At 46.0% G+C, this 22,624-nt stretch carries 20 protein-coding genes; 3 read left to right on the forward strand and 17 right to left on the reverse strand.

Going from position 1 to position 22,624, the window contains the following annotated elements; all coding sequences use genetic code 11:
- Positions 1-221: 221 nt before the first annotated feature.
- Positions 222-1,922, reverse strand: a complete 1,701-nt coding sequence (locus tag AC08OG_RS10915) for a methyl-accepting chemotaxis protein (protein WP_482929506.1) — start codon at positions 1,920-1,922, stop codon at positions 222-224.
- Between the two features lie 363 nt (positions 1,923-2,285).
- Between AC08OG_RS10915 and AC08OG_RS10920 the strand changes: the two genes are divergently transcribed.
- Positions 2,286-3,449 (forward strand): DUF481 domain-containing protein, encoded by a 1,164-nt coding sequence (locus AC08OG_RS10920; RefSeq protein ID WP_292399682.1) that lies wholly within the window; start codon positions 2,286-2,288, stop codon positions 3,447-3,449.
- Positions 3,450-3,720: 271 nt separating this feature from the next.
- Here AC08OG_RS10920 and AC08OG_RS10925 read toward each other — a convergent pair whose 3' ends face one another.
- The 10 genes from AC08OG_RS10925 to ubiK all read right to left on the reverse strand — a co-directional run bounded on the left by AC08OG_RS10925 (position 3,721) and on the right by ubiK (position 9,724).
- The gene (locus tag AC08OG_RS10925) at positions 3,721-4,596 is read right to left on the reverse strand and encodes a LysR family transcriptional regulator (RefSeq protein WP_292353994.1); all 876 of its coding nucleotides are present in this window, start codon (positions 4,594-4,596) and stop codon (positions 3,721-3,723) included.
- Positions 4,584-5,600 carry a phosphonate dehydrogenase gene (locus AC08OG_RS10930; protein ID WP_292399685.1) on the reverse strand — a complete coding sequence of 339 codons (1,017 nt, stop codon included), beginning with the start codon at positions 5,598-5,600 and terminating at the stop codon, positions 4,584-4,586. The genes AC08OG_RS10925 and AC08OG_RS10930 overlap by 13 nt, the downstream gene beginning before the upstream one ends.
- 9 nt (positions 5,601-5,609) lie before the next feature.
- Entirely contained in the window at positions 5,610-6,416 is an 807-nt protein-coding gene (gene phnE / locus AC08OG_RS10935; RefSeq protein WP_292399688.1) for a phosphonate ABC transporter, permease protein PhnE, read from the reverse strand.
- A gap of 9 nt (positions 6,417-6,425) precedes the next feature.
- On the reverse strand, positions 6,426-7,295 hold the full coding sequence (gene phnD, locus AC08OG_RS10940) for a phosphate/phosphite/phosphonate ABC transporter substrate-binding protein (protein WP_292353989.1): 870 nt from the start codon (positions 7,293-7,295) through the stop codon (positions 6,426-6,428).
- On the reverse strand, positions 7,295-7,645 hold the full coding sequence (locus tag AC08OG_RS10945; RefSeq protein WP_482929507.1) for an ATP-binding cassette domain-containing protein: 351 nt from the start codon (positions 7,643-7,645) through the stop codon (positions 7,295-7,297). The genes phnD and AC08OG_RS10945 overlap by 1 nt, the downstream gene beginning before the upstream one ends.
- Positions 7,558-8,142, reverse strand: a complete 585-nt coding sequence (locus AC08OG_RS10950) for an ATP-binding cassette domain-containing protein (RefSeq protein WP_482929508.1) — start codon at positions 8,140-8,142, stop codon at positions 7,558-7,560. Before AC08OG_RS10950 ends, AC08OG_RS10945 begins: the two co-directional genes overlap by 88 nt.
- A gap of 183 nt (positions 8,143-8,325) precedes the next feature.
- Entirely contained in the window at positions 8,326-8,640 is a 315-nt protein-coding gene (gene ppnP, locus AC08OG_RS10955; protein ID WP_136552894.1) for a pyrimidine/purine nucleoside phosphorylase, read from the reverse strand.
- Between the two features lie 46 nt (positions 8,641-8,686).
- Positions 8,687-8,881, reverse strand: coding sequence for a hypothetical protein (locus tag AC08OG_RS10960; protein WP_292399694.1), 195 nt, complete (start codon positions 8,879-8,881; stop codon positions 8,687-8,689).
- A gap of 2 nt (positions 8,882-8,883) precedes the next feature.
- Positions 8,884-9,438 (reverse strand): hypothetical protein, encoded by a 555-nt coding sequence (locus AC08OG_RS10965; protein WP_482929509.1) that lies wholly within the window; start codon positions 9,436-9,438, stop codon positions 8,884-8,886.
- A 37-nt stretch (positions 9,439-9,475) separates the two neighbouring features.
- Positions 9,476-9,724 carry a ubiquinone biosynthesis accessory factor UbiK gene (ubiK, locus tag AC08OG_RS10970; RefSeq protein WP_292353981.1) on the reverse strand — a complete coding sequence of 83 codons (249 nt, stop codon included), beginning with the start codon at positions 9,722-9,724 and terminating at the stop codon, positions 9,476-9,478.
- Between the two features lie 259 nt (positions 9,725-9,983).
- Between ubiK and AC08OG_RS10975 the strand changes: the two genes are divergently transcribed.
- The gene (locus AC08OG_RS10975) at positions 9,984-10,691 is read left to right on the forward strand and encodes a lipopolysaccharide kinase InaA family protein (RefSeq protein WP_482929510.1); all 708 of its coding nucleotides are present in this window, start codon (positions 9,984-9,986) and stop codon (positions 10,689-10,691) included.
- A gap of 58 nt (positions 10,692-10,749) precedes the next feature.
- On the opposite strand, the gene AC08OG_RS10980 is transcribed toward AC08OG_RS10975, so the two are convergent.
- A complete protein-coding gene (locus AC08OG_RS10980) occupies positions 10,750-12,210 on the reverse strand; it encodes a helicase HerA-like C-terminal domain-containing protein (RefSeq protein WP_292399703.1) in 1,461 nt (486 codons plus the stop codon).
- A 197-nt stretch (positions 12,211-12,407) separates the two neighbouring features.
- Here AC08OG_RS10980 and AC08OG_RS10985 point away from each other — a divergent pair, with 197 nt between their 5' ends.
- A complete protein-coding gene (locus tag AC08OG_RS10985) occupies positions 12,408-12,845 on the forward strand; it encodes a Z-ring associated ZapG family protein (RefSeq protein WP_292353974.1) in 438 nt (145 codons plus the stop codon).
- A gap of 8 nt (positions 12,846-12,853) precedes the next feature.
- On the opposite strand, the gene recD is transcribed toward AC08OG_RS10985, so the two are convergent.
- The 5 genes from recD to AC08OG_RS11010 all read right to left on the reverse strand — a co-directional run bounded on the left by recD (position 12,854) and on the right by AC08OG_RS11010 (position 22,615).
- Entirely contained in the window at positions 12,854-14,596 is a 1,743-nt protein-coding gene (recD, locus tag AC08OG_RS10990; RefSeq protein ID WP_482929511.1) for an exodeoxyribonuclease V subunit alpha, read from the reverse strand.
- Positions 14,593-18,069 carry an exodeoxyribonuclease V subunit beta gene (gene recB, locus AC08OG_RS10995; protein WP_482929512.1) on the reverse strand — a complete coding sequence of 1,159 codons (3,477 nt, stop codon included), beginning with the start codon at positions 18,067-18,069 and terminating at the stop codon, positions 14,593-14,595. The genes recD and recB overlap by 4 nt, the downstream gene beginning before the upstream one ends.
- The gene (gene recC / locus AC08OG_RS11000) at positions 18,066-21,269 is read right to left on the reverse strand and encodes an exodeoxyribonuclease V subunit gamma (RefSeq protein WP_482929513.1); all 3,204 of its coding nucleotides are present in this window, start codon (positions 21,267-21,269) and stop codon (positions 18,066-18,068) included. The genes recB and recC overlap by 4 nt, the downstream gene beginning before the upstream one ends.
- Before the next feature lie 90 nt (positions 21,270-21,359).
- Positions 21,360-21,947: a DUF2238 domain-containing protein gene (locus AC08OG_RS11005; protein WP_482930547.1), complete on the reverse strand. Its 588-nt coding sequence runs from the start codon at positions 21,945-21,947 to the stop codon at positions 21,360-21,362.
- A 65-nt stretch (positions 21,948-22,012) separates the two neighbouring features.
- Entirely contained in the window at positions 22,013-22,615 is a 603-nt protein-coding gene (locus tag AC08OG_RS11010; protein WP_482929514.1) for an HD domain-containing protein, read from the reverse strand.
- Positions 22,616-22,624: the final 9 nt, after the last annotated feature.

The following is a 22,624-nucleotide window of genomic DNA, read 5'->3' on the forward strand; positions in this document are numbered from 1 at the left end:
AACTTACTAACGAGGAGAGGAATCGCCGCATGTATAGCAACGATGAATTGATAAATTATCAGCTAGTCAAAAATTACTGTCAATAATAATCTAAATAATATTCATTATTATCTACAAATAAATAAAGTTTGTGACCTCAAGGGTCTGTTGATCATTCAAATGTGACTATGAAGATCAACAAATCCCTGGTTATATTTAAAGAAAACGTTTACGCGATTGTTTTATGAAACGTTAAACTGCCTGACCATCGCCGTGAGTTTTTCACTTAACTTGGCAATTTCCTGGCTGGCTTTGGAGACTTGTTCTGAGCCTTCTGCGGTGCTTTCAGACACGTGTTGAATGGTATGAATATTTCGGTTGATATCGTTTACCACATGGCTTTGTTCTTCTGCTGCTGTGGTAATCGATAGATTCATCTCGGTGATGGCACGGACTGACTGTGTAATTGCCAGCAACGAACTTGTGGCTTCAGTGCCCTTGGCGACTAGTTGTGTAATACTCGACTGATTTTGCTCCATGGATTGAACCGCATTATCTGAACCGGCCTGTAATGTTGAAATAAGCGATTCGATTTCCTGTGTAGATTGTTGAGTGCGTTGAGCGAGTGTACGAACTTCATCTGCCACGACTGCAAAACCTCGTCCCTGATCCCCTGCCCTGGCGGCTTCAATAGCAGCATTCAGTGCCAACAGGTTTGTTTGTTCGGCGATGTTTTTGATGACATCCAGAATAAGACCGATGTTTTCGCTATCCGTCTTCACTTTGGTAATCACGCCGGAGGAATCATTGATTTCAGAGGCTAATGCATTAATTGATGTCAAGATTTGCTCAACGACATTTCTGCCTGCTTCAGAGTCAGCTTCACCTTTGCGGGCGGCATTTGATGCTTTCTCAGCATTGGCCGCCACTTCTTCTACCGTTGCCGTCATTTGATTGATAGCAGTAGCAACCTGCGCCGTTTCATTTTTCTGTTTGGCAATATTGGTATTGGTTGTTTCGCTGACTGCCGAGGTTTCTTCAGCGGCGGTCGATAACTGCTCGGATGCAGAAGTAATCCCCACTACCAGCTCCTGAAGCTTTTCAACGAACGAGTTAAACACACTGCCCATCGCTCCGACTTCATCTTTGCTGGTGAAGGTCATTCTTCTGGTGAGATCGTTATCCTGTGCCATCGCGCTGAGGGTACTCATAACCTCTTTGATGGGCCGGACAATATTATTAATAATAATTTTTGAAATGAAGACACCAAGTAATAATGATGCTGCAGCGATGGCTATCAGGCTAAGGATGCTGGTTTTTTGTTTCTGTTCAACGTTACTGACCGCCCGTTGTGAAATGTTATCAATACTCGCCTTCAACGCAGCCAGAGTGACGAATAATTCAGCTTCAATCGTTTTTAGTTCTCGCTGTTCCTCTTCAGACAAATAACCACCGCCGGACATGCTGCCACCCCGTTTGATGACATTGATCGCTGCATCTACATAAGCCTGATAGTTCTGTTGCTGTTGAACGATTGTTTCAATATTTTCCGACATGCTTGTCACATCCACCAGCATTTCAGCTTGCAGGTTTGTGCTTTTGGCTTGTTCAAGAATACCGACGGTTTCAGCCAAGGTAAGCTGACTCTCTGTGGTTATATTTTCTATTTCTGCGAAATGGGTCTTGATGATACTTCTGGGCGCACCAGAGCGGGCATTCAGCAAAAGTGACTGCAAGGTAGCGGCTTTTTTGTACTGAAGTTCGCTGGTCTTGGCGACGCGTCTTTCAAGTGGAATAACCATCTCATTCATCACCGAAAATTCTTCTGAGATTTCTTGCATTTTTAAAATTGCAAAAGCCGCTATCAATAGTTGGGTCAACCCAAGAACAATGACCACGGTGAAAATTTTCTTGCCAATCGGCAGGTTATTTATGAACTTCATTGTTTATCCTGATAAGGGGATCGGTGATGGCTTAAAGCGTTATGCCATATAACAAAAGATTATAACGGCACAGCTTCAGCAAACCTAGGAAATTTTCCCAAGTGAAAATTCTCAAAAGTGACAACAGCCAAACGTCATTTGAAGAAAATGAATATTCTTTTTCACAGTATTTTCACGTTTTATTTTTTAGGGTCTGTGGGAGTCGTTTTTCCAGACCGCGAATAAATTGTTTTAAAAATAACGTTTCAGTCAATTTATAAAGCTTCGGTTTCGCATCCTTGGCAAAGCATTTTTGAACCAAAGGTAATCCATCAAATAATCGTCGTAGATTCACGGAAGACCTTAATCAAACACGGAGAAATCATGCTTCAACGTCGATTGAGCACCGCTATATCCACCGTTCTTCTTTTCACTTCCACCAGCCTCGCAGCGGATCAGATATTGCTCGATGATGGCAGTATTCTTAAAGGTTCTATTAAACAGATTTCTGAAGGCAAAGTGGTTATGGATACTGCTTTTGCCGATGAAGTTACCGTTGATTTCAATCGAGTGACACAAATCAGTACAGATCAGAAGCATCTTATTGAACTTGATAGTAGTGATCGGGTTCTGGGCCAGCTGACGGTTAATGATAAGGGGCAACACCAGTTAACTGGTACAGCATTTGGTACAGTGGATATCGATCCAAAACGGATTAATACGCTGTGGGAAAAAGATGCTGTGCAACCCCAGAATGCTCAACTGGAACAGCAATATCAGCAGGAAATTGAGCAAATCAAAACAGCTCAGGCAAAGGAAAAAGCCGCATTGGAAGAAACGTATACAGCCGAAGTGCAACAGCTCCGAGCGGAACGCGAAGCACTACTGGATCCATGGAGCGGTAATCTGGCATTTGGTATTCAGGGAGCCAGTGGTAATACTGATCGAATGTCCGTCACCGGTCGGGGTGAGCTTTTCCGAGAAACTGTGAATGAACGTTTAGGCATGTACCTGGAAGTCAATTATGCCAAGGAAGATGACGAACAAACCGAGAACGAGAAACTGGCGGGTATCAAATTAGAACGTGATATCAGTGAAAACTATTTTGCCCGTGGCAGCGCCGATTTTGAGATTGATGATTTTGAAGAACTGGATTTACGGGCAATAGCCACCGCCAGTCTGGGTCGATTTTTTATTCAGGAACCGGATTTAGTCTTTAAAGGCTTTGCCGGTGTCGGTTATCGATTTGAAAGTTACTCTGATGGCACCACTGAAAAAGATCCAACGGGCGTGTTAGGTTATGAAACCAATTACAACCTCAATAGCCGAATGAATCTGTTTCACGATTTAACTTACTACCCTTCGTTTAGCAGCCCCGGACAAAATTATCTGCTGGTCACTAATTTTGGCGCTGAATTGCCAATTACCAACGATGAAGCCTGGAAGCTACGCGCCAGCCTGAGAAGTCAGTACAACAGTCAACCAGCCGGCGATGCTGAAACGACTGATACCAATTATCGGCTGAATCTGGTTTACGATTGGGAATAAACGCCTTAGGGTCTGTTGATCTTTCAGAGCCACCACTGCTGGAGGCTATTTTTTTGTCTCACAAGGCGGAAATGATGCGATGTAGTTGCTCTACATAAGTTATTTCCAACGCCGTGAGGCGGAAAAATAGTCCCAGCCCTGCGGGTTGTGCCTGAAAATGCACCTTTCCGCGTTACTCGTCGTTTATTTAGAATAACTAAACTGCTCTCCTCGCGCCTTGATTGGTGCATTTTCAGTCACAACAGAGGCGGCTATGAAAGATCAACAGACCCTAGGGATTATCCTGTAGCAGATAATCGACAAACTCCGGCCGTTTCTGTTGAGCGGCCGGGTGTTGTCGCCAGACAAGTTGGATGGACTTTCTTAAAGCATTATCTTCAATCGGAATGGCGCATAAACTTCCATGCCTTACCTCATCGGCAACGGCAGAGGCAAATACCAGTGAGATACCCAGCCCCGCCCGAACTGCCTGTTTCACAGCCTCTGTGCTTCCTAGTTGCATTGTGACTTTGGGCATCTGCTGAAAATCCTGTAAATACGTTTTTAGCAATCGACCTGTTCCACTCCCCGATTCACCGCCTATCAAATCCAGTCCGGCTAAAATTGATTTACTTATTGATGGCAGCTTTGCCAGCGGATGATCCGTGGGTGTAATCAACACCAAAGGTTCTATTTTCCAGGTTTGCGATTCAAACCCGGCTTTAGATGACCACCATTCCATCAGGGCAATATCGATTTCAGCGTTTTCCAGTTTGTCAGCAACTGTAGGATTGTTATCAATCAGTAAGTCCAGCTTGTCTTCCTCCTGTGATTGATGGCGAAGAAAATCATGTAAATAAGGCTGCAATAGATAAATACCGATATTGGAACTGGCACCCACTTTAAGCTTGGGTGACTTAATTGCCAGTAACGCTCTGTCCTGTAGACGTAACATGCTCTCAGCATAAGGCAACAACCTTAACGCATGTTCTGTCGGCTGGCAGCCACTACGTCCTCGCTGAATCAGTGACACCTTCAGCATTTCTTCCAGCTTTTGAATATGCTGTGTGATGGTAGGTTGAGCTAAACCCAATTGACTGGCCGCCGCCTGAAAACTGTGCTGCTCGATCACGGTTATCAGGCTTTTCAGCCAGATCAGGTTGAGCATGACATTTCCTTTTTGTCAGATAACTGATTTGCTGGATCAAGTGGCCGTTCACCTCGTAATACGCTGAGAATGTTTTCAGCGGCACGTTGTTCAATGGCCAGTCGAACCTTGCTTACAGCTGAACCGATATGTGAGGTGAATAGCGTCTTGGGATGCGTCAACAGCTCCTGATCGATTTCACCTGGTCGATCCGCTCTTGCCCAATCCTCCATTTCAAATACGTCACTGGCATACCCAGCCAGATGGCCCTTACTCAGCATGCGTAAAACGGCTGCTTCATCGACAACTGACCCACGACAAGGATTGACCAAAAACGCACCGGACTGCATCTGCTTTAAACGCGGTTCATTCACTAAATGCTGCGTTTGCGCGTTTAAAGGCAAGGCCATAATCACAATATCAGCCTGTGCAAGCGCTTCATCCAGTGACACAAACTCCAGGTTTAATGCCACCTGTTTTTCAGCAGATAAAGGCTGCTGATCGGTATAAATTAATTTTGCATCCCAGCCAGACAGTCTTTGAGCAATCGCCTGACCAATCGCTCCCATGCCGATAATGGCAATGGTAGAGCCTTCAACGCCAAGCCCATAAAATTGTGGTCGCCAGCCTTTAAAATAGCCGCTTCGCACATGTTCATCGGATGCCCGAATATGGCGGATCAGCCCGACCATCAGACCAATGGTCAATTCAGCCGTGGGAACGGTCAGTAAATCCGGCACAAAGGTCAGCCAGACATTGTTCGCCGTGCAGGCTTCCACATCAAAATTGTCATAGCCTTTTAATGCAGCACCGATTACTTTCAATTTAGGGCAGGCCTTTAGGAAATCTGCATCAACCCGATCCGGCATAAACACCATTAACGCATCAGCATCCGCTGCCAGCTGCATGGTGTCATGCCGTGAAAGACTGCAAGTCGTCTGATTGGTTATCACATCACAATGCGGTGCGAGCATTTCCAGCACTTCATCATGTACTTTATGGGTAATCACCAGTTTTGGTTTCATTGTCATCCTTTACTTGAATTTTTTGCGTAACACGCCGCTTAATGCGTCAACCAGCGTAACCATCAACAAAATCACCAGAAGAATCGCAAATACTTCCTGATACTGCATAATGCGTAGCGACCCCATCAGCTCAAAACCGATGCCGCCGGCTCCGACCATGCCCATGACCGTGGAAGCACGGAAGTTATATTCCCAGCGATAAATGGCCACATCGGCAAACTGAGGCATTACCTGGGGCAGAATGGCGTGATATAACACCTGCATTGGCGAAGCGCCGGCTGCTCGGGCTGCTTCAACGGGCGCTTCATCCACATGTTCTATCGCTTCAGCAAAGAACTTGCCCACCATACCAATCGAATGCAGTGCCAAAGCCAATACACCGGGTAATGCCCCAAAACCGACAGCAGCAACAAAAATAATCCCCATAATCAGTTCTGGCACTGATCGCAAAGCATTCAAAACGATGCGTGACAGTTGAAAAACCACACCATGGGGAGATGTGTTGCGAGCTGCTAAAAACGCCATTGGTACCGAAAACATCACAGCAATCGCGGTTCCGGCAATACTCATCGCCAGGGTATCCAATAAGGGTGAAAACCAGTCACGAAGATGGGTAAAGTCGGGTGGAAATGATTCACTGGCCAATGTGCCAATAGCAGGCAAACCATTCGCCAGTAATTCAAAATTAAGGACATCAACATACCAGGCTGCCAGCAGAATGATGGCCAATAAGGCCATCACTTGCAGAGTTTGTTTTTTCCAGCGCTGGCTGTAACGTTTCAGTGCCTCTGATTGTTCAAGGACATGGGTAGTCATAAATCAACCTTACATCTTGGAAAAATCAAGATTCAGTAATTTGCCCATATCACGAATCACGTCATAGTCTGCATCGGTAATCGGTGCAAAACCCTCGGCTTTAAAGTTCTTCAACACTTCTTCATCATCCAGACTGATAAAGGCGTCTTTGATTTGTACTTTCAGTTCATCATTCAGGTTTGAACGCATGGCCCAAGGGTATTGAGGAAACGGCTTACTGTAACCCAGCACTTTTACCTTCGCCGGATCAATCAGTTCGCGTTCTACGACATACTTGAAAATCACTTCAGACAAGCCACCGGCATCGGCATTTCCATTGGCCACATTCACTGCAACGGCATCATGGCTTCCCACAAAATGCTGTTCATAATCAGTTTCTGCTTCGATCCCACCTTCTTCCAACAGCACCGTTTTAGGGATGAGATGGCTGGAGGTAGAAGCCCGGTCACCGTAGGCCATTTTTTTACCTTTGATATCCGCATATGAATCCACACCGGAATCGACGTTGGCAATCAGAATAGAACGATAAGTCGGCACCCCATCTATCACCATGGCAGCAAACGGTTCAATCTCACTTTTCGATTTCGCCATCACATAAGAAAGTGGTCCAAAATAGGCTAAATCAATACGGCCAAATCGCATCGCCTCAATCATCGAGGAATAATCGGTGGTGACAATCAACTCTACTTTTTTATTCAGCGTGGATTCGAGATAGTCTTTTAACGGTTGATTCCGCTTGATGAGCTCTGACGCATTTTCATCGGGAAGTAAGGCAACTTTTAACGTATCCGGATCTGGGTCAGCATCAGCCGCCATGCTTGGGGCAACGGCAGTGACCAATAAGGATGTCGCTAACAGTAATTGTTTAAACAGTTTCATCAGGCAATCTCCAGTTGTGTTGCAGTTTTAGTAGGTAAACGTTCAGGGGAGGATTTGGGTTGGCTATCTTGGGTGGATTTATTTTTTTCAGCAGGTTGCTGGTAAATCAACGCCAGTTGTTTGTCATCAAGCTGTTCAGGGGCAGCATCAAACACCACTTGTGCATTGGCCAGACCAATAATGCGATCGGCAAAACGTTTGGCGTATTCAAGCTGATGCAAAGACACAATGCTGGTGATACCGTCTTCAGCACAGATTTTTTTCAGCTGAGACAGGACTTTTTCGGAAGTAGCAGGATCCAGACTGGCAACGGGTTCATCCGCCAGAATGATGGTGGGCTGCTGAGCCAAGGCTCTAGCAATACCGACTCGTTGCTGCTGCCCCCAGATAACTGATCAACACGCGTCATGGCTTTATCCGCCAACCCGACCCTATCCAGACAATGTAATGCCAGCTCCAAATCGCTTTTAGGCATCGGCATAAGGCTACGCCAGAATGAGTGATAACCCAGCCGACCCATCAGCACATTTTGTAAAGCGGTGTGACGCAGGATCAATTGATGGTGCTGAAAAACCATAGCGGTTTTACGGCGATGTCGGCGCAGGGTACGTTGATTGTTCAATACCCCGAATTCGGCTGAAATCACTTTACCTGAAGTCGGTTTGACTAGATGATTCAGTGCCCTTAATAACGACGATTTTCCGGCTCCTGATAATCCAAGCAGTACATTGAATTTGCCAGCTTGAAAGTCGATTGAAGTTGTTCGTAATGCTTCAATACCACCTGGATAGGTAATACCAAGATTATCAATTGAGAGAATCGATTGAGATGTCTTGGTTGTAGTCATATCATCACCTTTCGCAATATTTAGCACCGCAGTATTGCGGTTCACAATCGAATGCTAAGGTTTGTATATGACCGATAAATGAAGGTTAAATGACGATTTAATGACAGAAGGTGTGGTAAAAGACATAAAAAAACCGCCGTACTGCAACATACGGCGGTTTAGCAAAATCATTTTCAATACAATTTAATCAAGATAACTGCAGCAATAATCGACTAATTCGGTGATTTCGATATCAAATGATGAATTAGCCGGTACATTGAATGACTGACCGTAGGTAATCGGTGTCCACTCGGTGTCGCCATCGAGACGGTAGCGCAGCTGGCCGGCGAGAATTTCCATTAACTCGGCTTTCTCGGTGCCAAATTTATATTCACCCGGCATCATAATGCCAAGCGTTTTATAGCTGCCATCCTCAAAGGTGACTTTGCGGCTGGTGACTTTGCCATCGAAATAGATATTGGCTTCACGGGTTACCGTGACATTTTCAAATGTAGACATAGGATTCTCTAATGATAAAAATGTGGAGAAATATACGCCGGAGTTATCAAGGTGTCATCCAGTCTTTCATCTCTTTAAAGCCTTTTGGCACTTCATAGACGTAAAGCGTATCGGTTTTGGTTTCTGACCAGGTAGCACCATTACGATCTACGTAATGAATGGTGTCACCCTCTTTTTTGATTGCATAATGTACATAGGGACTGCTTGATTTAGGGTCGGTAAACACAAAACCATGCTGCATTTTTAACGGTACGTCCCTATCAACTCCTTTCTGAAAGGTGCCCAATGCCTGGGTAACCCGCCACCAATAGTAATCGTAGCGTGTGGCATTATCTTTATATTCCATGGCTCGGATATGCTTTGGGCCTGCATATCAGCTTCTTCATGCCAATAGCCATCCAATTCCTGTGCACTTATCTGCGGTGGACGCACAAAGTTATAAAGTCCATTTTTGAAACTGAAGCTTTGTTTCTGCCAGTCCACTTCGGTGGTAATGGTTTTATTGGTTTTTTTGCTGCCCTCTGCAGGTATCATCGTCAACTGATCATCAGCTGATAATTCAACCTGATAGGTATTCTGTGGATCAGCTTCACCGGTTGGTGATAAAAATGCGATGCCATTATCAAAGGTTAAAACCCCACGTCCTGAGGTATCCACCCAATGTCCTTCAAGGCTTTGCTTATGGTTTTGACTGATCGTAGCGGCAGATTGTGAAGACGTATCTGCCTGAACGCCTGCCAGCATTGGCATGATCAACACCAGCAGCGCTGATGGGATCAAAGTCACTGATTTTTTCATTTCTCTACTAACGTCCTTTTTAGTGATGGTAAAACGTTTATTTTGTATTGAGCTGTTCCAGTTCTTCTACACGTTTTTCCAGTGCTTCCAGCTTTTCACGAGTACGTAGCAACACCTGCGACTGCACTTCAAACTCTTCTCTGGTCACTAAATCCAGCTTGTTAAACGTAGAGCTCATTGCAGCACGAATATTCTTTTCAGCGTCTTCACGCATCTGCAGTAAGCCTGGTGGCAAGGCACGGGTAATAGTGTCGGCGATTTCATCGAATTTTTTCGGATCTATCATGAGGCTTCCTTTAAGTTTGGTTACTCAAGCTTATTCTACTGTAAAGCAGAATAGACTGACATTTTGGTGACAGCTTTGACTAATAAAAATCTGCTCTTGAAAGCGTAAAGCGCTAAAAAAATCTGAGTTTATAACGGTAATCCTAAATAAAAATAACACTATTTATTACAGAACTATTACAAATGACTTGAATATTCACTTGGTTATGCAATATCCTCAGATACTGGTTTATATTAGTGGCGCTAGGACGGTATCTAAATTGCTTCTTACAGACGACTCAGCTTCCCAAAAAAGCAGTCTTAACTTTGACTCACTGTGGCACCTTTATACCAACTGGTTTGAAGAACCCAACGTACGTCGAGGTGGCTGGAGTGGCGTTATAAAACAACCTATTCAGGTTGAGTCGGGAGCCGTCGAGGTTTTTATCAAACGCCAGGAAAATCACTCCAGTAAAACGCTATTACATCCTTTTAAAGGTCAAGCTACCTTCTACAAGGAATACCGCAATATCAGGCGTTTAACCAAAAAAAATATCCCCACCCTGAATGCGCTGTTCTTTGGGCAGCGTGGCATGAAAGCCATCCTGGTGACCAAGGCACTTACTGATTATCAACCGCTGGATATCGCTTCACTGAAACTGGATCGCCAGCAAAAACGTGCATTACTCACTGAAGTTGCCAAAAACCTGAGATTAATGCATCAGCATCACTACCAGCACAATTGTCTGTATCCAAAACATATCTTTGTTAAATATGTGAATGGTGCATGGCGAGTCCGGTTTATTGATCTGGAAAAGCTCAAATGGCAACTTTTTAAAAGAAATGCCATTCATCGCGATTTGATTACGCTTTATCGCCACTCTGGTGGTAACTGGTCCGAAAAAGATCGTCTGTTTTTTTCCGCGCTTATCAGCAGGAAGCAAAACTTTCAAACCGTTCCAAAAAATTATGGCGAAAGTTACAAATGAAAAATGCCACAAAAAGTAAAATGATTTTTACTGAATTGTCAGCGACATAACTAAAAAATCATTTTCCTCTCAACAGAGAACCTAATATTCCACGCACTAAGCGTCGACCAATCTGACTTCCAATCGAGCGCATCGCGCTTTTGGCAAAGGCTTCAAATATTGATTGACGATTACTCGCACGCGATGGTTTCACCGTTTCCTTCATTGCTTCATTCTTTTCTGCCAAAGCTGCCTGCTGCATTTTTTCAGCGCGTTCAGCTAGCACTTCATGGGCAGACTCACGATCCAAAATCTTGTCATACACTCCGGCTAGCAGAGAGCTTCGCAATAATTGCTGACGTTGTTGAGGCGTAATGGGTCCAATCTGACTTTGAGGAGGCTTGATCATGGTGCGTTGCACAATCTGCGGACGCCCCTTTTCATCCAGCATTGATACTAGGGCCTCGCCAACGCCCAAATCAGTTATCACATCCGTGGTGGAAAACGCCGGATTATCACGAAAGGTTTCTGCCGCGGCTTTAACTGCTTTTTGATCTTTTGCGGTATAGGCACGCAGGGCATGTTGAATACGATTCCCCAGCTGTCCTAATACACTATCGGGAATATCAGTCGGATTCTGCGTCACAAAATAGACGCCAACACCTTTGGATCGAATTAATCGCACCACCTGTTCAATCTTGTCCAGCAGTGCTTTGGGTGCATCATCAAATATCAGATGCGCTTCATCAAAAAATAACACCAATTTGGGTTTTTCCGGATCACCGATTTCCGGCAACTGATCAAACAATTCGGCCAGCAGCCATAATAAAAAGGTGCTGTATAACTGCGGTGACTGCATCAATTTATCGGCTGTCAGCAAATTAATAACGCCTTTGCCATGCACATCGGTTTGCAGCAAATCATCGAGATTTAATACCGGTTCCGCAAACAGCTTGTCCGCCCCCTGCTCTTCCAATACCAGTAACCGGCGTTGAATTGCCCCCACACTGGCCGCAGAAATATTGCCATATAACGTCCTGAATTCGCCTGCATTTTCAGCGACGAACTGCAGCATGGCACGTAAATCCTTCAGATCCAGCACCAGCCAGCCATTATCATCTGCTACCCGGAATATCAGTGTTAACACACCTTGCTGCGTATCGTTGAGATTCATCAACCGGGATAACAGTAATGGGCCCATATCGGAAATGGTGGTACGAACAGGATGCCCCTGTTCACCGAACACATCCCAAAAGGTGGTTGGAAATCCCGAAAACTGAAAGTCCTCCAGCTGCATTAAGGTGACACGTTCACTGATTTTAGGATGCGGTTTACCAGGCTGACTAATACCAGATAAATCGCCTTTAATATCCGCAGCAAACACGGGTACACCAATATTACTGAAAGCTTCAGCAAGTCCCTGAAGGGTCACGGTTTTCCCGGTGCCAGTAGCCCCAGCCACCAGACCGTGCCGATTGGCCATTTGGGGTAACAAAAAAACCGGCAGCTCAGCCTGTCCTACAAACATGGGTTGTGCCATATGCTCTCCTTATCTGTGCCAATTCGGTCGCGAAATCCTGATGGGATATTAAACACTTTAAATGTCTCGTATATCAGCTTATCGGTTTGCGGACTATTCTGATGCAAGCTATGCTGTAGTCAGTCACAGCAGACTATCTGCCACATCGTAACGTTAAATAATAAGCTTTTTAGTAAAGATTTCATTAGGGATTTGTCATGACATCAATCGAAATATGGGCCATCGGCATTGTTGCAGCAGTAATTACAGGTATTTTGGGGTTTCTGTTGGGTCGGCGGCAACCCGTTGGCAGCCCGGAACAGATGAAACAACTGACCCAGGCGCATGAACGTCAATTAGCGCAGACGCAAGCCGAATTGGATGCCTATCGAGAAGAAGTGCATGCCTATCACGAAAAAACAGCCAATCTGTTTGTATCAATTGCAGCACCTTACAAAGAAATGTTTGATCATCTGACTGAAGGTTATGACAAGCTTGGTAATTTCACCGAACGCAAAGTATTACCCGATCGTGCCGGTGCATTACTGGATGGTCCGGATGCCAATAAACATATCCCACCCGAGCTGACAGAAGATTTAAAACCTAACCCCGATTACAGCAAGGTAAACCCGACGGCTGTACAAAAGGATTATTAACAAATCGTCTAGCGGATATTGGCGAGTAACCGCGCCAATCCGCTTTCCCTTTGATGTCGACGTAATACTGCCTGCTGCAAAACAGGCTGTGTCGACAGGATATTCACGTTTTGCCTTGCTCTGGTAAGCGCGGTATAAACCAGCTCCCGACTTAACACGACCGAATCTTCCTGGGGTAATAACAGTGAGACGTGGTCAAACTCTGATCCCTGGCTTTTATGTACCGTCATCGCAAACACTGTTTCATGGGCCGGTAAACGGCTTAATGGCAACCAGCGTAACTCCTCACCGAATAGAAAACAGGCCTGCAGTTCCCCTTCGGCAGTCGGCAAAACCAAACCAATATCACCATTAAACAGATTCTGCCGATAATGATTCTGCGTAATCATCACTGGCCGCCCCGGATAATATGGCTGCGCTGTTCTCCAGCCACGTTTTGCCAGAAGCTGGCTCATCAGTTGATTCACCGAATACACCGATTGCGCTCCATTTTTCACCGCACAAAGCATCCGATACGCTTCAAATGCCTGAATACAACTCACCGCATCTGCCCGTTTTTCGATAGTCTCAATAAAATGCTGATATCCGTTGAGTAACTGGGCCTGGATATTCTCTGTTGAGGGCACAGTTAAGGCGGATAAGGATTGATTTACCAATAAATCCGTTACCTGTTCAGCATCTCCTCTATTGACTGCCTGAGCCAGTTGACCGACCTGCCCTCCCGCTGCAAAACGATAGCTGTGCTTTAATTTGACCAGCGAATCCTGCAAGGGATTGTCATCTCTCGAAACCGGTAGCTCTATTTCGCTGATCTGTTTCACCCAGGATCGGAAATCAGCCGAAAAATCCGGTGTGTCGGCACATAAGTTAGCGAGTACTGCGCCGGATTCCACTGAGGCTAATTGATCACTGTCGCCCAATAAAATCAACCTTGCGTGCAATGGTAAGGCTTTCAGTGTAATTGCCATCAGATTGATATCAATCATCGACGCTTCATCAACAATCAGCACATCAACCGGCAATGGACGCTCTGCTGAATAGCGCCCCTGATCAAAACGTGCACTGATGCCCAGTAAGCGATGCAGCGTTTTAGCAACATATTGCTCACCAGTATGCTGACTGATTGCTTGTTGCAGTCTAGCCGCAGCTTTTCCTGTCGGGGCCGCCAAAGCTACCCGTGGTTTATCGTCGTTTAATTGCAGACATTGCAGAATTTTTAACACCACCGTGGTTTTCCCGGTGCCTGGACCACCTGAAATCACACACAACTGTCGGCGTAACGCACTTAATACCGCAACTTTCTGCCAGTCGGTATCGGGCAGATTATTTTGCCACTCCACCATAAATGTCGACAGATTTTCTGCTGCTGGCAGGGTGTCCCCGTCCTTCAATCGCCTTTGTATGGCAATTGCTACCTGTTGTTCTGACTGCCAGTAGCGATATAGATATAACAAGCCATCGGATGTCAGTACTAAAGGTTTAAATTCGCCAGGAGCACCGATAACCTCACTGTTTTGCAGAAGCTCCAACCACAGTGACGCTTCAGGAATCGCGCTCTGAATAACCGGATTAAGTGATTGGAAGTCATTCAGATTCAGGCACACATGCCCTTCACTAATGGTTTCGCTTAGCAGTCCAGCCGTCAGGGTAACGATTGACTCTTCATTCTGTTGTTGACGACTAATATAGGCTGCAAACTGATAAGCCAGCTCGGAAACCCTCGCTTCTCGCAGCAGTTTCAAGGCATTCATTGAACACCTGCCATAAGCTGATCCACTGCTTCCAGTAATGTCCTGTCCAGCCGGTCAAAAAACACACCGGTTTGTGACCACTCCGGCTGCATGCCACGTAAAAACAGGTAATAAACGCCACCAAAATGCTGTTCCGGATCATAATCCGGTAAACGTTGTTGCAGATGTCGATGTAACGCCAGACTGTAAATCAGATATTGCAACGGATACCCATGACTGAGCATCGCATTCTGCAAGGCTTCACCTTGATACTGTGACTGTTCTGACCCCAAGTGATTGGATTTATAGTCAGCCACATAAAAACGGCCCTCATATTCAAATACCAGATCGATAAAGCCTTTCATAAAGCCGGTGAGTTCGTGAAAGTGCAGATCGGCTGCTAGTTTCTGCCAGATAGAATCTTTGGCCGTCTGCTGCAACGCATTTTTTAAGCCGGCCACATTCAAACCGGCCACCGGAAAATAAAACGCCATTTCATTAATCCGCTGACTTGCCGGTAAATCAGATAATCGCACACCATTGTCGGCATTCAATGGTGTCTGCAACACCGCCTGCAACCAGTCAGTAACCACTTCAGTCCAGTTTAAATCCAGACCAAACTGTGGCAGTAAACGCGATACCGTTTGGCTGATTTGGCTGTTATCAGCTGAATCAAATTCAATATTTTCCAGACATTTGTGCAGGAAATTACCGGCCTGACGCCCCCGTTCAAAGCCAAATCGATCTTTGCTGCTCCGTTGTAAAACCATCTCGGTTTCTACCGTCACCGGTTCAGCGTCGTAATCGGGTTGTTCTGAGACATGGCCGCGACTTAACAACGAAAAACTGCCAATCCGCCACGGTTTATGGATTTCGCCTTTAAAGCGACGAGCCTGATAAATGGCCGTGTCTGATTGAGCAGACTGATATATCACGGCTGGCTGAGGCTGATACTGGATCACAGCAATACTGCCAGCACTGCTGGATGCCAGACGTTGTAAATCTTCACGCATGCCTTCTGAACTTTCACCATGCAAAAGTTGGTAGAGAGCGGATTTCTGCACATCTCTGACATTGCCCCAGATAATTACACAGCGTTCTCTGGCGCGGGTTAGCGCTACATACAACAGACGTAATGATTCAGCCTGTTGCTCCTGTTCTGCCACTAACTGCGCTTCGGATAAAAGCGGTTCGGCCAATGCAACACTGGGCTGATGGTGATTTTGTGGATCATGAAATTCAACGATATCCGTCTTGGTTCTATTGGATTTTGCCGTCCAGTTAAATGGACAGAATACAATCGGATATTCCAGCCCTTTACTCGAATGAATGGTCATGATTTTGACTAGCGCCGCATCACTTTCCAGTCGCAACTGTGCTGTTTCGTCTTCTGTCGCACTGGCTTCCTGCTGTCTGGCAAACCACTGATTCACTGCTTCAATATGATTATTCTGCCGGGCGGATTCAGCCTGGATTAATTCGGCAAGATGCAGAAAGTTGGTTAACTGCCGTTCGCCATCCGCCTGTTCCAGTAATCTTTGCAGACCATTATCCAGCTGCAGCAATGACCGGAACATCGCCATAAAACCCGATTGCTGCCAGCGTTGCTGTAACAGTTGCAGCTGATCCATTAATGCATTCCAACGTAATTCATCCTGCTGAATCGCATACAGCTCTTCCGCAGAGTACTGAAATAATGGACCTGCCAATACTGTGCTGAGTCGTTGATGATGATCGGGCTGTGCCAATGCCAGCATTAAGCAGGACAGATCGGCAGCCTGCCGGGAAGCAAACACATTTTCCCTACCCTGCTGCACGCTGTTGATGCCTCTACGCCGTAATGCCTGCTGAATCAATTCGGCCTGTGCATGGCTGGGCACTAATACGGCAATATCACCGCCGGTTAGCGGTCTTGTCTGTTGACTGTCTTCATCCAGCAATCGAGCTTTATTGTCGGCAGCGAGATTCAGTAAGCGGGCAATTTCGTTAGTAGTCACTTCGACTGCCGTGCTTTTCATAGGATCAATGTTTAACGGTTTGTCGCTCTCCACATAACAGAATTGTAAGGCCGCCTGCTCGCCTTCATCGACTTGCAAAGCCGGCTTTTGATCACGCGAAGCATCCACTTCGACAAATGGGATTTGCTCATAAATAAACGGCGTAGCGGTTTGCATAAACAGACGATTAACCGCCCCAACCAATGAAATATGAGAACGCCAGTTTTTTCCTAAGGTATAGGTTTCATCAGCATCCTGTTTCGCTTTGAGGTAGGTGAAAATATCGGCGCCACGGAAGCTGTAGATCGCCTGTTTGGGATCACCAACAAAAAACACCGGCAGACCACTGTCAGCAAAAACCCGCTGGAAGTTATCGTACTGAACCGGATCGGTATCCTGAAACTCATCAATCAAAGCTGCTTTGAACTGTTCACGCAATCGTGTAATTAACCACTCACCTTGTGGGCCTTGCAGTGCCAGAGAAAGGTTGATCAACAGATCATCATAGGACTGCACCTGCTGCTGGATTTTCTGTTGTGGCAGTTGTTCCCGGATATAACTCATTAAGTGCAGGCGTAAATGCTGTAATTGCAATGCCCGAACGGTATCCAAATCCTGATAATGTTGTTTTAACGTATCCATGGCTGACCAGAATCTCAGCTCTGGTAACGTCGTACCTTTTTTCAAACTGGACTCGGCTTTTTCCAGCGTGGCCAACTCCAGCAGTTCATCCCAGGCTAACGGACAGGATTGTTCATTAAAAATAAGTTGCAGTAGAGCCAGCAGTCTTTCGACTTTTTCAGGTTTGTAACTGGTTTTGCTCAGACCGCCACTGTGCAGAAAGGCGTGAATCTGTTCAGACTCTTTTTGCCAGCATTGGCTGGCATGCGAGAAGGCATTATTAAGTGCTTCGGTGATAGCCTCTGCGTCAACTTCCGGTAACGACTGAATCTGCAGATAAGGTTTCGCCACCAGATTACGGATCGATTGCAGCAGGCTTTCCGGAGTTTGTTTTCTGGCCAGTAAATAGGCACTGAAATCGCTATCCGCCTGCACCACATTTTGTCGCCAGAAGTCATCGGTGACGGAGAGTAATAACTCACGGTCATCACCAATCAAATCCATTTCAAACGGACTGCCAGACTCAAAGGCAAAGTCCTTGAGCACCTGCTGACAGAAACTGTGAATGGTGTAAATCGCTGCTTCGTCAAAACTCTGAATCGCCAGATCCAGTCGTTTCAAATCTTCGTTGCGGTGTGGCTGTTCATTCAGAATCAGTTTGCGTTCGTCACTGAGTTTTTTACGCAGACGATCCCGCAACTCCTGTGTTGCAGCTCGGGTATAGGTGACCACCAGAATCTGATCGACATTGAGCTGATGTTCCAGAATCAAACGCAGATACAAGCCGGCCAGAGTGAAGGTTTTGCCGGTGCCGGCACTGGCCTCAATCAGATTGACATCGTGAAGCGGTGTTTGCAGCAGATCAAACTGTTTCATAGTTTGTCTCCCTGCAGCGCATCCCATAAAGGCTCATATACTCGCAGCGCCAGGTCCCGGAATTGATCATTCAACGGTAATTCGTTGAACAGTAATTGATGATAGGGATCAGACTCTTCCCCCTGATGAAATCTTGAGGATTGCCAGGCTTTATACGCTTCTTTCTCCGGATCAGCTTTTCCGGCATTAAGCTCTGCTAATGCATAAGCCATGCTGGTTTGTGGCAATAGTGGAATCGGTTGATGTAAACCTTGCCAGTAAATCACTAATAAATCGGCCAGCAATTGTTCCGGTTCGTTCACCGGATTCAGTTGCAGATAGTTGTCTTCACATTGCAGCTGGCTCTGTAATGCGACGCCTTGTGGTTTTAAACAATTCAGCAGCAGATGTGAACACCATAAACCCAGCAGATCCTTGGCTTTCATTTTCGCCAGCCGGTAATGCAACAGCCCGGATGTTGAAAGTCCCTCAAGCTGGCCGGTCAAGGTGAAGTCACCAAGATCAAATTCAAAGGCCAATGGTTGCATTGGCTGAGAGCTGGTTAACGGTTGTAATTTATCAGTAAAGGCATCGACCGTTTCCAGCTGCTGATCAAATAACAAATCGGCAAAATGTCCTTGTGGTAATACCCCTGTCGCCTGTATCACTGGTTGGATCTGCGCTTTATCCAGTGCGTTTAATCTGCCCTCCAGCATTTGCTGCCGAACAGACCAGGCCTCCAGACCATTCAATACAAATGGTTCACGAATTTCCAGCGTCGCATCATCATTTTCAAAGTTGATACCCAGTCGCTGCTGGGCCAGAAATCGTGCTGGATGACTAAAAAAGCTGATCAGTTGATGCAGACTGACAAAGCGCCAGCTTTCATCAGCTTCAGGCAGTGGTCTGGCAAACCAGTTTGTCACTTCAGACAGTTTTTGTACTGGAGGACAGGCCTCAGCATTAAAGCTGAATAATGTTTCACCCTGCCCCGAAAAATAGCGTGGACTGAATGCCTGTAAGGGATGTCGCGTAAGTAACTGCTCCCAGATCTCAGTGCCGTCAACGGTCTGAAAGCGCCTGTTAAGCACATCGGCAAAATCACTGACCAGCACCGACGGTGGGATCGGCGAATTATCATGAATACTGGCCCCCACATAGCTGATATAAAGATGCCGATTCGCTGAGAGAATTGCTTCCAGAAATAGATAACGATCATCATCCCGACGTGAGCGGTCACCCCGCCGATAATCGCTGGAAAGCAAATCAAATCCGGGTTTGGGCTGGCGTCGCGGATAGCTGTTGTCATTCATGCCTATCAGGCAGACCACATCAAAGGGAATGCTACGCATCGGCACCATATCGCAGAAAGTCAGGCCGCGGCCCATAAACTGATGCTCGGCACTGGGCAGTTCAATATGCAGGTCCAGCCAGTCACGCAACAGCTCAATCGATATTTTTTGTTCAAAACCAACTTGCACTGCCGCTTCAGTCAGCGAATCAATGGCTTTCAAAATTGCATCCAGTTGCAGTTGCTCGTTTTCTTCCCTAATCAAAAACAATTTACGCAGCCAGTCCATAAGTAATATTTGCCAGTCAGCCGGTGTTCTCGGCCGCTTTAATTCATTACGTAATTGGCTGAGTTGATCAATAAACGCATTGAGCTGCGCCATTAATTGGGCACGATCACCGGATATACCACCGACTGGTAACTGCGCATTAAATAACTGCCATTGATCGCGTTCCGCCGGTGGTAAGGCATATCCCAGCAATAATCTGTCCAATCCAGCTCGCCAGGTATTGGCATCCAACGCAGGTAAACCCAATGCCTGCTTGTCCTTGCCATCCAGTCCCCAGCGGATCTGGGTTTGGCGTAACCAGCCACGAATGGTATCCAGATCTGTATGGTCCAGTCTGAACTCATGCTGGATGGCCGTACATTCCAAAAGCCGCATAATGGTCTCAGCATCAAACCGGGATTGGGGCAACCCAAGTAAATCGGTAAATGTCTCAATAATGGTCTGCTGTTGTGCATCACCCCTATTAGCGATACTGAAAGGAATGAACCGTTCAGCAGGCTGGCTACTGAAAACGGCTTCTATCGCCGGAGCATACACTTCGATATCCGGTGTCATCACCACCACATCGGTGGGCGATAAATTGGGGTGTTTTTCAAATAAGTTTAATAATTGATCATGTAATACTTCGGCTTCACGCATGGCGCTGTGGCAACTATGGATCTGGACGGAATCGTCATCACTGGCCACGGCCACCAGCTCATCTGCATTATCCAGCTGATAGATATCCTGCTTAAGCTGGCTCAGGATGTCAGTAGCCTGGGGTTGCAGGTACAGCATCTCCGCTTCATGAGGAATCGCCTGTAGCTGCTCAAAAAATGTCTGGCCAAGTTTGCCCAGACTGGCCAGTAAAGGATGGCCGTTATCAGTGAAGTCATCTTCATCATCAAACAAAAGTCGTTGTTTAGCCTGTGACTTCTGATTCAGCAGATCACCCCAATAACCTTCACTGGGAGACAGAAAGTAAATTGAAACCTCGGTGAGTTGAGCAATTTCTGCCAGCAAATCCAGATAGATGGGTGGCATCGCTGTCAGCCCGAAAATGGCAATCCGCGGGGGTAATATTGAAGTTGGAAACTGTTTGCTTTTAAGTGCCTGTTGCATCTTCTGCAGTAAACGCGCCCGGTGCATCGGCTCAGGATCATCCCTGGTTAACAACTGCCATAAAGCACCTTGCCAGTTAGTTGTTTTACCTGCTTCCCAATTGGCAATCCAGTCAGGACGATACATTAGATACTGGTCAAAACTGTCAGCAATGCGTTGTGACAAATCCAGCATTTTTCGAGCATCATCTGCTTCGCCAAGATAACGACTGATCGCCTCAAATTCCGGCTGGTTTTTGATCGTTGGCAGCAATTCGAAGATTTTCAGGCTCATCGCATCGGTTGAATACGGCGATTCGCGGGGAATATCCGGCCAGACCTGGCGAAATAACTTCCACAACCAGGCAGATGGAAACGGAAATTCAATATGTGCAGCAATCGATTGGTTTGAGGCCAGGAATAAATTAAGCCAGCGCGCCAGCTCGTTACTCTGCACCATCACGGTTTCAGCCTGCAGAGGTGGCAAAGGATTCTGTTGCTGGGTTTCCGCCAGATGTGCAGCCAGCTGCGACATCGAATTGCTGTAGACCACTTTCAGCATATTAGTTTTTTCCTGACCAAGCCGGTATGTCCATCATCATTTTTAATGCTCGAATATTCATTACACTGCATCCTTTCGGGTCCAGTTTAATCAGGATGGTAATTTGCTCAATTGGCGATTATGCATACCTGAAAGGAATACCAGCGCCACGATGGCACCAACCAGAGCCATTGCCATATCTGACTGGGTGTCCCATATATAGCCTTGCGTCCCTAAAAATGCTTCGGCTGCTTCATTGCTCAGTAAAGCAACCCACCACTCAATAAGTTCATAAAAAGCGCTGAAAGCCAGACAAATCGATAAAATAAACACTACCAGCCAAACTTCGCCATTGACGACATGTTTTCGCTTTAATATTTCTCTTGCCAGTAATGCCGGCACAAAGCCCTGAAAGAAGTGGCCAACCTTGTCATAATTATTTCGCTCAAAGCCCAGCAAATTATCAAATAAGGGGACTTCGGCGTAGGTATAGTGGCCACCAACCATCAACACGATGCAATGTAGCAATATGAGCAGGTATAGCAACGGCGTTAATCGAAATTGCTGATACGTGAATAACAAAGCGGCACCACCGATTAGCGCTGGCAATACCTCAAGAAACCACGTTAACTGATCTTTTGGTTCAATACCTGACCAAACCAGTGTGCTCACAAACACTACTATCCAAAGTATTTTAATAGGTCAGTCCTCTCACCACATCGTTATCCGTTTAATATCAACTAACTCAACGGCATTATGCTTGCTCAGTCATTCACTAACCAGCCTTTTGCCTCTGCCCGTTCGATATTTTCGGTTATCCACTGATGAATCTCCGGAAACAACTCAGCAATGAAAGCATGTGCTCCTGCGACCTGCGACTTTCTCACACTGTGCTCTTTCCACGGTTTGCCATCATTATTAATATTCAATAAAAATGGCAGTAATCGATCAACAACCTTAAGTAACATCGCCTCCCTGCTGTTACCCAACTCCTGCTCTTCCCATAAATCGCTAAGATCGTTAATACTGTTTCCCGGATGATCGCTTAACCGTTGCAGACAAGAGCGTTCAGCATGGTGAGCTGCACTACGATCCTTGGCATATAGAAACGTATCGCCCGCATCAATTTCACCCAAATCATGGACGAGCGCCAACTTTAATAATGTTTCCATATTGAGTTGAAGCTTGAAATGATTAGCGATGGACCAACAAGCCATCGCCAAATGCCAGGAATGTTCTGCCGAGTTCTCACGACGTTCACCGCCGGTAATAAAACTACGCCGTTCCACATGTTTAAGCGCATCCAACTCAAGTAAAAAGTCTGTGATTTCGTTGAGCTTTGTGTCTGTTTTATTCTCAGGCAACATTATTTGTCC

The sequence above is a fragment of the Methylophaga sp. F7 genome (assembly GCF_056863975.1).